This window comes from Microbacterium sp. lyk4-40-TSB-66, from assembly GCF_030209475.1.
In the GTDB taxonomy this organism is placed as follows: domain Bacteria; phylum Actinomycetota; class Actinomycetes; order Actinomycetales; family Microbacteriaceae; genus Microbacterium.
The window spans coordinates 356,191-368,200 of record NZ_JARVRW010000001.1; the positions used below are offsets into that span (position 1 = coordinate 356,191).

14 protein-coding genes are annotated in these 12,010 nt (G+C 71.5%); 4 read left to right on the forward strand and 10 right to left on the reverse strand.

Annotation, left to right across the window (positions count from 1 at the left end):
- Positions 1-62: 62 nt before the first annotated feature.
- A complete protein-coding gene (locus tag QRO03_RS01540) occupies positions 63-674 on the forward strand; it encodes a GNAT family N-acetyltransferase (RefSeq protein WP_285135760.1) in 612 nt (203 codons plus the stop codon).
- A 144-nt stretch (positions 675-818) separates the two neighbouring features.
- Here QRO03_RS01540 and QRO03_RS01545 read toward each other — a convergent pair whose 3' ends face one another.
- The 8 genes from QRO03_RS01545 to QRO03_RS01580 form a co-directional block, all read right to left on the reverse strand.
- A complete protein-coding gene (locus tag QRO03_RS01545; protein WP_285135761.1) occupies positions 819-1,145 on the reverse strand; it encodes a protealysin inhibitor emfourin in 327 nt (108 codons plus the stop codon).
- Positions 1,132-2,190: a M4 family metallopeptidase gene (locus QRO03_RS01550; RefSeq protein ID WP_285135762.1), complete on the reverse strand. Its 1,059-nt coding sequence runs from the start codon at positions 2,188-2,190 to the stop codon at positions 1,132-1,134. Before QRO03_RS01550 ends, QRO03_RS01545 begins: the two co-directional genes overlap by 14 nt.
- A gap of 242 nt (positions 2,191-2,432) precedes the next feature.
- Positions 2,433-3,224, reverse strand: coding sequence for an ABC transporter ATP-binding protein (locus QRO03_RS01555; RefSeq protein WP_285135763.1), 792 nt, complete (start codon positions 3,222-3,224; stop codon positions 2,433-2,435).
- Positions 3,221-4,162: an ATP-binding cassette domain-containing protein gene (locus QRO03_RS01560; protein ID WP_502882992.1), complete on the reverse strand. Its 942-nt coding sequence runs from the start codon at positions 4,160-4,162 to the stop codon at positions 3,221-3,223. Before QRO03_RS01560 ends, QRO03_RS01555 begins: the two co-directional genes overlap by 4 nt.
- Positions 4,159-5,028: an ABC transporter permease gene (locus tag QRO03_RS01565; protein ID WP_285135764.1), complete on the reverse strand. Its 870-nt coding sequence runs from the start codon at positions 5,026-5,028 to the stop codon at positions 4,159-4,161. The genes QRO03_RS01560 and QRO03_RS01565 overlap by 4 nt, the downstream gene beginning before the upstream one ends.
- Positions 5,025-5,975: an ABC transporter permease gene (locus QRO03_RS01570; protein ID WP_285135765.1), complete on the reverse strand. Its 951-nt coding sequence runs from the start codon at positions 5,973-5,975 to the stop codon at positions 5,025-5,027. Before QRO03_RS01570 ends, QRO03_RS01565 begins: the two co-directional genes overlap by 4 nt.
- The gene (locus QRO03_RS01575) at positions 5,972-7,483 is read right to left on the reverse strand and encodes an ABC transporter substrate-binding protein (protein ID WP_285135766.1); all 1,512 of its coding nucleotides are present in this window, start codon (positions 7,481-7,483) and stop codon (positions 5,972-5,974) included. The genes QRO03_RS01570 and QRO03_RS01575 overlap by 4 nt, the downstream gene beginning before the upstream one ends.
- Positions 7,484-7,630: 147 nt before the next feature.
- Entirely contained in the window at positions 7,631-8,566 is a 936-nt protein-coding gene (locus QRO03_RS01580) for an alpha/beta fold hydrolase (RefSeq protein ID WP_285135767.1), read from the reverse strand.
- A gap of 157 nt (positions 8,567-8,723) precedes the next feature.
- Here QRO03_RS01580 and QRO03_RS01585 point away from each other — a divergent pair, with 157 nt between their 5' ends.
- The 3 genes from QRO03_RS01585 to QRO03_RS01595 all read left to right on the forward strand — a co-directional run bounded on the left by QRO03_RS01585 (position 8,724) and on the right by QRO03_RS01595 (position 10,561).
- Positions 8,724-9,224, forward strand: a complete 501-nt coding sequence (locus tag QRO03_RS01585) for a carboxymuconolactone decarboxylase family protein (RefSeq protein ID WP_285135768.1) — start codon at positions 8,724-8,726, stop codon at positions 9,222-9,224.
- Positions 9,221-9,934: a tyrosine-protein phosphatase gene (locus QRO03_RS01590; protein WP_285135769.1), complete on the forward strand. Its 714-nt coding sequence runs from the start codon at positions 9,221-9,223 to the stop codon at positions 9,932-9,934. The genes QRO03_RS01585 and QRO03_RS01590 overlap by 4 nt, the downstream gene beginning before the upstream one ends.
- A gap of 162 nt (positions 9,935-10,096) precedes the next feature.
- On the forward strand, positions 10,097-10,561 hold the full coding sequence (locus tag QRO03_RS01595; protein WP_285135770.1) for an SIP domain-containing protein: 465 nt from the start codon (positions 10,097-10,099) through the stop codon (positions 10,559-10,561).
- A 156-nt stretch (positions 10,562-10,717) separates the two neighbouring features.
- Here QRO03_RS01595 and QRO03_RS01600 read toward each other — a convergent pair whose 3' ends face one another.
- Positions 10,718-11,173 (reverse strand): Fe-S oxidoreductase, encoded by a 456-nt coding sequence (locus QRO03_RS01600; protein ID WP_285135771.1) that lies wholly within the window; start codon positions 11,171-11,173, stop codon positions 10,718-10,720.
- On the reverse strand, positions 11,170-11,982 hold the full coding sequence (locus QRO03_RS01605) for an arginase family protein (protein WP_285135772.1): 813 nt from the start codon (positions 11,980-11,982) through the stop codon (positions 11,170-11,172). Before QRO03_RS01605 ends, QRO03_RS01600 begins: the two co-directional genes overlap by 4 nt.
- Positions 11,983-12,010: the final 28 nt, after the last annotated feature.

Genomic DNA, 12,010 nt, shown 5'->3' on the forward strand with positions numbered 1-12,010 from the left:
CCGGCCCGACGTCGGGGCTCGGTGACACGCGCGCGAAACGGCGCCGCCCGTAGAGTTACGACGTGCTGGAAGAGGAGTACGAGAAGAGCCGTCGGCGACCACCTGCGCATCTGCGCCGTGCTCCCGAGCCCGAGCGCCCGTTCTCGTTCGAGATCCGTCCGGCCACCGAGGCCGACATCCCCGACATCCGGGAGATCTACAACTACTACGTGCGCAACTCCGTCGTCACCTTCGACGAGAAGGCGTGGACCATCGCCAAATGGCGCGACAAGTTCGCCACCCTGCAGAGGCTGAAGCTGCCCTTCCTCGTGGCGGAGTCGCCCAGCGGCCAGATCCTCGGTTACGCGCTCGTGCAGCCGTGGCAGTCGAAGTCCGCCTACCGGTACACGGTCGAGAACTCGATCTACCTCGGTCAGGCGGCGGCGGGCAAGGGTCTCGGACGAGCTCTGCTCGAGGCGCTCATCGCCGCCTGCCAGGAGCTCGGCATCCGCGAGATGGTCGCCGCGATCAGCGACAAGGGGGCCGACGCCTCGATCGCGCTCCACGAGAAGCTCGGGTTCACCGAGGTCGGCCGGATGGGCCGCGTGGGCTTCAAGTTCGGCCGCTGGCTCGGCGTGGTCTACCTGCAGAAGAGCATCCCGTCGAAGAAGAAGCGGCGAAAGCTCTTCGGCTGACGCCACCGTCGTCGCCGAGGGCGGCCCGATCGTCGTCAGGATGCCGCTCGCTGCCTCGCCGGTGCGCTCGGTGCCTCGGCGGTGCGCTCGGTGCCTCGGCGGTGCGCTCGGTGCCTCGGCGGCGCTCGCTGCTTCGACGGCGTCTCAGTGACCGCGCGGCTGCGGACGCGCCGCCTGACGTACCTCGTCGACGAGCGTGCGCCACGCACCCTCGACCTGTGCGTCGCCCAGGCGCGCCTGGTGCACGGGCGCACCGCCGTGATGCACCTCGATGCGCCACTGGTAGCGATCTGCCCCGGCCGTCGGCGCGGGAGTGGCATCCCAGGGGCAGCTCTCGACGAGCTCCCTCCAGCGCGCCGCGTGGTCGGCATCGGCCTCGGCCCGCCACTGCTTCGAGAGCCCGGCGATGCCACCCGATCGCACGACGACGATCGCCAGACGCTCGTAGCTGGCGGCTTCAGGCTGCGGCATCCTCCACGACGCCGACTCCGGCCCATGCGGCACGGACGGCGGCGACCTCCTCAGACTCCTCACCGTACTCCGCAGCGGCCGCCGCGAGGGTGGCGGCCGCGAAGGAGGTGAAGTCGGCCGTGGGAGAGAGGGTGCCCGCGGTGAGGGTGCGGTACCAGATCAGGCCCGCGCGTTCCCAGGCGTTGCCGCCCAGGGCGGTGGCCACGAGGTAGAACGCCCGGTTGGGGATGCCCGAGTTGATGTGCACGCCGCCGTTGTCGTCGTCGGTCTCGACGTAGTCGCGCATGTGCCCCGGCTGCGGGTCTTTGCCGAGCACGTCGTCGTCGTAGGCCGTGCCGGGCGCCTTCATCGATCGCAGTGCCTCGCCCTGGACGTCGGGCGCGAAGATACCCGCCCCGATGAGCCAGGTCGCCTCGTCTGCCTGCTGGCCGAGGTGGTGCTGCTCGGCGAGGGCCCCGAAGACGTCGGAGAGCGACTCGTTGAGAGCACCGGACTGCCCCTGGTATTCCAAGCCGCCGGCGGCCTCGGTCACGCCGTGGCCGAGCTCGTGCGCGATGACGCTGAGGGAGCGCGTGAACCCGACGAACACCTCGCCGTCGCCGTCGCCGAAGACCATGCGCTCGCCGTTCCAGAACGCGTTGTCGTAATCGTCGCCGAAGTGCACCGTGGCCAGCAGCGAGCCGCCGGCCGCGTCGATCCCGTCGCGCGAGAAGGCGTCCCAGAAGAAGTCGTAGGTCGATCCCAGACCGTCGTATGCCTCGTCGACGGCGGCGTCGCCGCTGGGGGCCTCGTCTTCGCTGCGCACCCGGCGCCCCGGCAGGTTCTCGGTGTTGCCGGCATCGGAGATGATGCGATCGGGGGCGGGTGCGGTCTCGGCGACGAGGGCGTCGCCGTCGATCGACAAACGCAGTCGGGTGCGGGCGGGCCGCGGAGGACGCGGCACGGCCAGCGTCTTGCGGGCGGCGGCGGCGGCCCGTGCGAGACGGGGGTCGTCGGTCTGGGCGAGACGGTCGAGCAGGAAGGGGGGAACGATGCCGGCGATCATGCGCCCGAGGCTAGCGCGCACCTCCGACATCGCGGCATCCCTTGCCCTCGACCTGGGGGCGGATTCCCATCCGCGCGCGTGGGGGAGGAGCCGTGCTCGACGCGACGACCCACGGGTACCGCGACGGTCCACGGGTACCGCGACGATCCGCTCGCCGGCGGATCCCTGGCGAAGAGGCCCGCGCCGCCGGATCCCCGGGTCGAACGCCCCGCACCGCCGGATTCCCGCCAAGAGGACCCGCGTCAGCGCGGCAGCGTCGGGATGGATGCCAGCAGCCGGCGCGTGTAGGCGGCCTGCGGCTGCAGCAGGACCTTCTCGGTCGGACCCTGCTCGACGATGCGGCCGTCCTTCATCACGACCACCTGATCGCAGACGTTCTGGACGACGCCGATGTCGTGCGACACCAGCACCAGGGTCAGCTGCTCCTCGACGCGCAGTCGCGCCACCAGGCGGAGGATCTGCGCCCGCACCGTCACGTCGAGCGCCGACAGCGGTTCGTCGCCGACGAGGATGCGCGGCCGGTGCACGATGGCGCGCGCGAGCGCGATGCGCTGTCGCTGTCCGCCCGAGAACTCGTGGGGGAAGCGCTCCGCCATGTCGGGCTCGAGTCCGACCTGCTCCAGGACCTCCCGCACGCGCGCGCGGCGATCGCCCTCGATGCCGAGCGCCCACAGGGGCTCGCCCACGATGCGTCCGACGCTCATGCGGGGGTCGAGAGAGGCGTAGGGATCCTGGAAGACGACCCCGGTCGTGCGACGGAGCCAGTGCAGCGAACGCGCCGACCGCCGCGCATCCACCGCGCGTCCGTCGACTTCGACGGTCCCCGACGTCGCGACATCGAGTCCGAGCAGGAGGCGCACCAGCGTCGACTTGCCCGAGCCCGACTCGCCGATGATGCCGACCGCGGAGCCCGCGAGCACCGAGATGTCGACGTCGACGAGAACCGGGGTGCGTTCGGCGCGTCCGAATCCGCGGGTGCGGGGGGTCGGGTAGTCGCGCGAGAGTCCTCGCGCCCGCATGATCGTCTCGGTCATGGCGTCCGCTCCGTCTCCGAGGCGCCGGGCGCCTCAGCCGGGGGTGGGGAGTCCGTCATCCCGTCCGGGGGATCGTCGACCACCCCGCCGCTCGCCGCGGGGAATGCGGATTCGTCGGCGACCGCTCTCGCCCCGGCATCCGAGACCGATGCCTGCGGACGCTCCGGATGCCACAGGGTGGCCGTCGCGTCGCGGAGCAGGGCACGCGTGACCGGCGACGACGGCGCCCGCAGCAGGTCGGCGACACCGCCCTGCTCGACGACCCTCCCGTGCTCGAGGACGACGGCGTGGGTGGCGACCTGCGCGAGCACCGCGAGGTCGTGGGTGATGAAGACCAGCGACATGCCGGCATCCTGGACGAGGGTGCGCAGCAGCGCGAGGACACCCGCTTGGATCGTCACGTCCAGCGCGGTGGTCGGCTCGTCGGCGATGAGCAGGCGCGGGCGGCAGGCGAGCGCCATGGCGATCGCGACGCGCTGACGCTGGCCCCCGGACAATTGGTGCGGGTACCGCGAGACGATGCGCTCGGGGTCGGGCAGGGCGACGCGTTCCGCCTCGGTGACGGCCCTACGCAGCGCCTCGCGGCGCGAGACGCGCTCGTGGATGCGCACCGACTCGCCGATCTGACGGCCGACCGTGCGGATGGGGTTCAAGGCGGTGCGGGGCTCCTGGAAGACCATGCCGATGTCGTCGCCGCGGAGGCGTGCGAGCTCGCGGTCGGGCAGTCCCAGGATCTCGCGCCCGTTCCAGCGGACGCTGCCGCTCGCCCGCGCCCCGTCGGGCAGGAGCCCGAGGATCGCGAGGGCCGTGAGCGACTTGCCCGAGCCGGACTCGCCGATGATGCCCACTCGCGCTCCATCGGGAACCGCGAACGAGACGCCGTCAACGACCGGGCGTCGGCCGATCTCGATGCGCAGGTCGGTCACCTCGAGGCTCACGCGACCACCCCCGGCACGTGCAGGCGGGCGGAGGGTGCGCGTTCGGAGAGCGTGGGATCGGCGGCCTCCCGCAGGGCGTCGCCGAGCAGGTTGAGCCCCAGCACGGTGAGGGTGATGGCCAGTCCCGGCCACACGACCGTCAGCGGGTGCACGGCGATGTAGGCCTGCAGATCGCTCAGCAGCACGCCCCACGAGGGCTGCGTGACCGGGGCGCCGAAGCCGAGGTACGACAGTCCCGCCTCGGCGAGCACCGCCACCGCCATGCCCCACGACAGCTGCACGATGAACACCGGAGCGACGTTGGGCAAGAGGTGTCGGGTGAGGTTCTGCCACGTCGTCAGGCCGCTCGCGCGCCCGGCGAGTACGTAGTCGCTGTGCAAAACACGGCGCAGCTCCGGCCGCGTCACCCGGGCGACGTTCACCCCGAAGCCGATGCCCACCGCCCAGATGACGACGGCGAGAGAGCCGCCCCACACGGCGGAGATCATCATCGCGATGATGAGCACCGGGAAGGCGATCAGGATGTCGACGAGCACCGCGACGCTCTCGCGGACCCACCGTGTGGTGAGCGAGCCCAGCGCCGCGAGGGCGATGCCGAGCACCGAGGCCACCACGCCGGCCCCGACGGCGACGATCACCGTCGTGCGCGCGCCAGCCATCAGCAGACTGGCGATGTCGCGACCGCTGTTGTCGGTGCCCAGCACGTGCGGCCACGACGGATCGCTCCAGCGCTCCCGCGCATCGACGGCCGCCGGATCGAACGGCGTCCACACGACCGACACGAGCGCCGTGATGAGAACGAGGAGGACGATGAGGATGCCGAACCGGCCGGTTCCGAGCCCCCAGAGACGTCGCAGCGTGGTCATGCGGCCTCCCGCTGTCGGGGGTCGACGAGACGGTGGACCAGGTCGACCAGGAATCCCACGAAGAGCACGAAGCCGGTCAATGCGAGGAGCTCGCCCTGCACCTTCGGCAGGTCGCGTGAGGCCACGTCGCCGACGAGCATGCGGCCGATCCCCGGAAGGGTGAACAGCTGCTCGATGATCACCGCTCCCACGATGACGCCCGCGATCTGCAGACCCAGCACGGTGATGACCGAGAGTCCGACGTTGGGGAGGCCGTGGCTGAGCAGCGCGCGCGTACGGGTGAGTCCTTTCGCGGCGGCCGTCCGCACGTAGTCCTGTCCGAGCGCCTGGAGTGTGGCGCTCCGGACGAAGCGCAGGAGCATGGCGCCCTCGACCACGCCGATGGTCACGGCGGGCAGCACGAGCGCGCGGAAGGCTGCGGCGGGGTCGTCCCATCCCGCCCGGGGGAAGCCCTGCGGCGGCAGCCACCCCAGCCACACCGAGAACACGACCACCAGCATGAGACCCGCCCAGACCACCGGGACCGCCGCCAGCGCCTGCGCGACGACACTCACCGCGGTGCCGCTCGCGCGCCGTCGTCCGAGAGCCGACAGCACGCCGAACGGGATGCCGACCAGCAGCGCGACCGTGAGCGACATGGCCGCGAGGGGAACGGTCACCCGCGCCTTGTCGGCCAGCTCCGCGGCGACCGGTGTCCCCGTGACGAGGGAGGTGCCGAGGTCGCCGTGCAGCAACCCGCCGATCCAGTCGCCGTACTGCGACCACAGCGGCACGTCGAGGCCGAGATCGGCGCGCACGGCGGCGATCTGCGCGGGCGTCGCCTCGGCGCCGGCGATGAGCTGCGCGACGTCGCCCGGGAGGACCCGGAGCGAGAGGAAGATCAGCACGCTGGCCACGGCCAGGCCCAGCACGAGCAGGCCCAGCCGTGTCAGCGCGTAGCGGATCACTCCGACGAGACCGTCACACCGGCCAGCGGCAGGCGCACGTTGAGGGAGTTCTTCGGGAAGCCGGCGACGTTCGTGCCCACCGCGGTCAGCGGCGTCGACAGGAACAGCCAGTCGGCGGCATCCTCGTCGCTGACGATCCGGGCGGCCTCGGCCAGGAAGTCGGACGACTGCTGCTCGTCGGTCGTGGCGAGCGCCTGGGCGTACAGGCCCTGCACCTCGGCGTCGTCGTAGCCGAAGTAGTAGGACGGGTTGGCCCAGTTGCCGAAGTCACGGGCTTCGACGTGTCGGACGAAGCTGAGGTCGTAATCCTTGTTCGTGTAGACGTCCTGCAACCAGGCGGTGAAGTCGACCTGCTTCACCTGCAGCGTCACGCCCACGTCGGCGAACGACGACACCAGGAAAGTGGCGATCGTGCCGGGGTAGACGTTGGGGATGGTCAGCGTGAGGTTCAGGTTCTGCGCGCCCGCCTCGGCGAGCAGCTCGCGGGCTCGGTCGGGGTCGAAGGCGAGGGAGCCCGAGAGATCTTCGTAGCCGGGGTCGAGCGGCGGAATGGGGCCGTACAGGGTGTCGCCGTAGCCGAGGGTCTCGACGAGGGCGTCATGGTCGATGGCGAGGCGCAGGGCCTCACGCACCCGCTGATCGGCCAGGGGAGCCCGCTGGTTGTTGAACGCCAGGGTGCCCTTGTCGGTCGTCAGGCCCGACTCGATCGTGAAGTTCCCGCCGTCCTCGAGCTGACCCCGCAGCTCGGGATCGATCTCGAGGGCCACGTCGAGGTCGCCGTTGACGGCGGCGTTGATGGCGGCGCTGTTGTCGGGGATGTAGTCGAGCACGACCTCGGCGACGCCGGCCTTCTCGCCCCAGTATCCGTCGTAGCGCGCGAGGGTGAGGCTCTGGCCCGTGTTCCAGCTCGCGACCGTGAACGGACCGGTGCCGTTGGCGGCGGTCTGGAGGTTCGTCGTATCGCCGCTGTTGAAGATGAGGCCCACGCGGCCCGTGAGGGTGAAGAGGAAGTCGATGTTGGGCTGCGCGAGGGTCACCACGACGGTCGACGCGTCGGGGGAGGCGATCGAGGTCACTCCGGCGAGGTCGGAGCTGTCGGCGACGGTCGCATCGTCCTTCGCCGTCTGCAGGGAGGACACGACGTCGTCGGCGCCGAACTCGCTGCCGTCGTGGAAGGTCACCCCCTGCCGCAGGGTGAAGGTGTAGGTGAGACCATCGGCCGACACGCTCCACTCCGTGGCGAGCGCCGGGGTGATGGCGTTGTCGTCGTCGGCGTTGCGCGTCACGAGTCCCTGGTAGACGTTGTCGACGAGTGCCTGCTCGAGGGCGGCGCCACCGGTGCGGCGGATGTCGAGGTTCGACGGCTCGAGCGACAGGCGCACCGTGAGAGTGGCATCCGGATTCGCTTCGCCCGTGGGGTTCTGTGCGGTGTTCGAACCGGTGCACGAGGTGAGGAGCAGGGCTCCGATGAGAAGCGCACTCGTGGCGAGGGTGGTGCGGCGCAGCATTGCGGGGTTGTCCTTTCGCAGGCCGAAGGCATCGGGGTGCTGTGGATGCCGTGCAGGGGTGGGAACAGCCTACTTTCACCCGTATTCCCTCCCTCCGTGTGTGACCGTGCGCGACGCCGTGTGACACGGGGGAGGAGGGGCTCGTCTTCAGTCGTCCGCCGGCGTGCGGTCCTTCGTCAGGGCGTCGGCGAGGAGCGCGGCGAGAGCGCCGGGATCCTCTTCCTGCGCGTTGTGGCCGGTGGCGAGGGTGCGCACCTCGGCGCCCGGGACGCGACGCGTGAACTCCTCGGCATCCGCAGCCGTGACGAAACCGCGCTCGCCGCGGATGAGGGTGGTCGGACGGGCCACGTCGGCGATGTCGTCCCAGCCCGTGGTCGCCAGCACCGCCCGCACGGCGTCGGGGGTCGTCGTGTCGGCGCCCGCGTTGGCCGCCGCGGCCGCGAGGTGGGCGAAGTGGTGCTTCCACTCCACCCGTCCGTCGGGTCTCACGCGGGAGTTGAGGAAGACGCCGCGCGTCGCGGCCTCGCGCGTACCGCCGAGACCGAACGAGAGCGCGCGGTCGACGAGTTCGTCGCGTGTGGCCCAGTCGGTCGGGCCGGCGAAGAAGGCTCTGATCTGCGCGGGCCCCGCGCTGGGGTCGACGCCGGGGGTGATGTCGACGATCACGAGTTGCGACACCAGATCGGGCCGCGATGCCGCGACAGCCGCCGCGGTGAGTCCGCCGAGCGAGTGTCCCACGAGCATCTGCGGCCGGTCGCTCCACGCCTCGATGGCCGCCACGACTTCGGGCGCGAGGACACGGGCGACGTAGGCGGCGTCGTCGCGCCAGGACGAATCGCCGTGGCCGGGCAGATCGATCGCCAGGGCCGGCGCGCCGAGATGCAGCAGCGTCGTGTCCCAGGTGTGGGCGTTGAGTCCGGCGCCGTGCAGGAGGGTCACGCGCGGGGGTGCGTCGCCCCACCGGAGACCGCTGAGGGAGCGACCGTCGGAGAGCGTCACATCGACGCGGCGCACCACCGGCGCAGCACGACCGAGGGAAGCGGACTGCGCGGGCAGGAAAGAGAACTCGTCGAGCTCGGGCATGGTCCCAGCCTGTCACCGCGTCGGAGGACGACGCCGCCGCCGTGCCGTCGAGCCCCCGAGAGGGGGCTCTTCCGGCCGTCGGGGGCGTGTCGGGTGCCGAGGCCGCGACCCTCGGACACCCGGCCCGTGCGCGTACGAGGGCCCATAGGCTGTGGCCATGGCCGAGGAACGCGTGCACCTGTCGAAGAAGGCCCCCGAGGCGTACGCGGCATTGCGGTCGTTCTCCACCACGGTCGGCCGGCTCGCCGCCGACGCCGGGCTCGACGCCCGGCTGCGCGAGATCGTGCAGATCCACGCGTCGCAGCTCAACGGCTGCGCCTTCTGCGTGCGCGTTCACGTCGAGGCGGCGGTGAAGGCGGGACTCGACGCCGACGTCATCGCGCAGATCGCGACGTGGCGGGAGTCGGGCGTCTTCGACGAACGCGAACGCGCAGCGCTCGAGCTGACCGAATCGTTCACCTTCATCCACGAGGACGGCATCCCCGATGACGTCTACGACCAGGCGGGCGGCATCCTGAGCGAGCGGGAGTACGTCGCCCTCAGCTGGGTGCTCGTGGCCATCAACGCGTTCAACCGCGTGGCGATCGCCGGCCGCTACCCGGTACCGCCGCGCTCAGCCGTCGCCGCGCCCCACGAGCATCCCGGACACGACGCGTGACCGCGTCGTTGGTCTCGGGCGCGACGAACTTCCGCGATGTCGGCGGACTGCCCGCCGGCGACGGACGCACACGCGAGGGGGTGCTGTACCGGTCGGGCAATCTCGTCGCCGTCGACGACGCCGGTGTGCGGACGCTTCGTCGGCTCGGCATCCGGCGGATCATCGACCTGCGTGACGACGCGGAGGTGGCCCACGCTCCGAGCCGATTGGACGACCTCGCCGTCGACGTGCAGCACGAACCGCTCTTCCTCGGCTCCGTCGCCTCGTTCTTCACGAACGACCTGAGCCTCGACGCCCTGTACGCCGCCATCGTCGAGGACTCCGCCGACCGGGTCGTCGCGGTGGTCCGCGGCATCCTGGGCACCCAGCCCGTGCTCGTGCACTGCACCGTCGGCAAGGACCGCACGGGCGTCACCGTCGCCATCACCCTCGACGCGGCCGGAGTCGACCGCGAGGCCGTGATCGCGGATTACGCCCGCACCGAGGAACTGCTGCCTCCCGAGCGCAACGCCGCCGTGCTGCGCGCGATCCGCGCCCTGCACCCGCGCGCCGTGCACGCGGAGGATCTGGCGACACGGTCTCCCGCGCCGGTCATGCGCGCCCTGCTCGAACGCCTCGATCGCGAGTACGGCTCGCCGGCCGGGTACCTGCTCGCGCACGGCGTGACCGACGACGAGTTGCGCCGACTGCGGGAGCTGCTGGTCGTCTGAGCCGTCGCGCCCGGCGACGGTCTCCCGCGGCGGGCGATCGACGTCCCGCGTCGAGGCACGCCCGGCGGCCACGGCTCGCGCCCGGCCACCACCTCGACATCGAGATACAGGGCATGAACTCAGGTTAGGCAACCCTTCTCCCCGGGTATAGTGGATGCCATCATGACCGCGTCCACCGAGCACAATGCCGCCGCCTGCCGGGCCTCGCGGCACACGCGTGTGCAGCATCTCGTGACGGCCGACGAGACCTCGCTCGTCGAGCTCGAGACGCTGCTGGCCACGCTGCCGATCTGCTCGACCGGACGCGTGTTCATCGAGGTCCCCGACGAGTCGTGGATGGGTTCCGTCGCCGCCCCGGCGCGCATGACGCTGACCTGGCTCGACCGCTCCCGCCGCGCCGGTGCCCCCGGCACGGGTCGTGGATGCGCCCCCGGAGAGGCGCTCGCACGCGCCGTCTCGGGCTGGGCCGGAGAGATGCTCTGCGCGGACGACGACGCGACCCGTGTCGTGCTGCTGGGCGGCTACCTCGGCACGGCCGAGATCGTCGACGACCTGATGAACCGCCACGGTGTCGACGCCCTGGCCATCCACACCCCCGAGCGCTTCGGTCTCGCGACCGCGCGCTGACCGCGGCGTTCCCCGGGTCGCCCGCGCAGCGGGGCCGTTGCGTCGAACCTGTTCCCGCGGACGTCCACTCGTGGACTGATCCGGCCGAAGCGGCGACGCGGAGGCATCGCTCAGTCGTTGAGCATCCTCTCGCCGCGAGTCGTATCGCCGAGACCCTCAGCTGCCGCGCGGCACGTAGTTGCCCTCGACGAGGCCCGCCTCGATCTCGAAGCGGTTGCGGAGGGGATCGCGCCCCGCCAGCGCGTACAGCACCGGCATGAGGAAGCCGTAGCGGCGCCACTGGCGCCGGTGCACGGCCTCGTGCCCGAGCACCGTGTCGGTCGGGCGGTCATCGCCGGTCAGGAAGCAGGCACCCACGCACACGCCGCCGCGGGGGAACGCCCACGACGGAAGCCCGCGGAAGACCCACAGCCCCGCGCGCTTCTCGACACGGCCGGTGCTCCAGAGAGACCCCCAGGTCCAGCCGACCGCGCAGCCGTACCAGTAGCCGATCCTGCTGAGCGGCGAGTCGAGCAGCACGGCCGGGATGAAGCGGTCGAACCGTTGCCCGCAGGCGACCGCGCGGTCCGCGCGCTCGCGCCATCCGGCCGGAGGTCGGGGGATCGGGCTCACGCGAGAGCTCCCACGACCCGCAGGATCGTACCGAGGTCGTCGACGGCGGCCTCGGGCGATGCCGGCGAGAACTCCGTCAGCGTCGCACCGGCGAGGGGGAGTCTCTCCCGCAGCCGTCGGATGGATGCCACGACGTCGATCGTTCGCGACCCGAAGGGCTCGGGCAGGGCGACGCCCGTCATCTCGGCGGGGTCGAGCACGTCGAGGTCGACGTGGACGTAGACGCGGGTCGCGCCGGTCGCGACCACCGCATCGGCGAGCACGTCGGGGTCGGCCATCTCACTCGGGGCGACGACCCGAACGTCGTGCTGCTCGATGAAGCGCTGCTCCTCGGCATCCAGGGAGCGTGTGCCCGCCAGCACGAGGCGCGCGGGAGGGATCCCGGGCTCGAGGCGCAGGAGGCTCTCTCCCTCGCCGGTGATCGCGCGCAGCACCATGCCGTGGAACGCACCACTGGGGGAGGTCGCGGGGATGTTGAGGTCGGCGTGCGCGTCGATCCACACCACCGCGAGATCATCTCCGGCGACGGGCGTGAGCGCCCCGAGCGCGACTCCGCAGTCGCCGCCCACGACGATCGCGGGCTCGCCGGATGCGCGGACGGCGTCTTCGATGCGCTCGCGCATGCGCACCAGCGCGCTGAGGCGGTGCACGCTCGTCCCCTGGGCGTCGCCCGCCTCGGTGGGCACGTCGAGCACGGTGGTCGAGCTGCGCGGCAGGTCTCCCGCGATCGCCTCGGCGCCGTCGATCAGCTGCATGGCGCGTGACGACGACGACCCCTGCCATTGCGGGGCGACGATGAATCGGGTCACGGGTGCTCCTCCGCGCAAGACGTGAGTG

Bases quoted from the DNA above. Each gene is read 5' to 3' on its own strand.
- QRO03_RS01555 (WP_285135763.1), bottom strand. From the start codon at position 3,224: ATGACCGAGACGATCATGCGGGCGCGAGGACTCTCGCGCGACTACCCG.
- QRO03_RS01580 (WP_285135767.1), bottom strand. From the start codon at position 8,566: ATGCCCGAGCTCGACGAGTTCTCTTTCCTGCCCGCGCAGTCCGCTTCC.
- QRO03_RS01565 (WP_285135764.1), bottom strand. From the start codon at position 5,028: ATGACCACGCTGCGACGTCTCTGGGGGCTCGGAACCGGCCGGTTCGGC.
- QRO03_RS01585 (WP_285135768.1), top strand. From the start codon at position 8,724: ATGGCCGAGGAACGCGTGCACCTGTCGAAGAAGGCCCCCGAGGCGTAC.
- QRO03_RS01550 (WP_285135762.1), bottom strand. From the start codon at position 2,190: ATGATCGCCGGCATCGTTCCCCCCTTCCTGCTCGACCGTCTCGCCCAG.
- QRO03_RS01595 (WP_285135770.1), top strand. From the start codon at position 10,097: ATGACCGCGTCCACCGAGCACAATGCCGCCGCCTGCCGGGCCTCGCGG.
- QRO03_RS01545 (WP_285135761.1), bottom strand. From the start codon at position 1,145: ATGCCGCAGCCTGAAGCCGCCAGCTACGAGCGTCTGGCGATCGTCGTC.
- QRO03_RS01575 (WP_285135766.1), bottom strand. From the start codon at position 7,483: ATGCTGCGCCGCACCACCCTCGCCACGAGTGCGCTTCTCATCGGAGCC.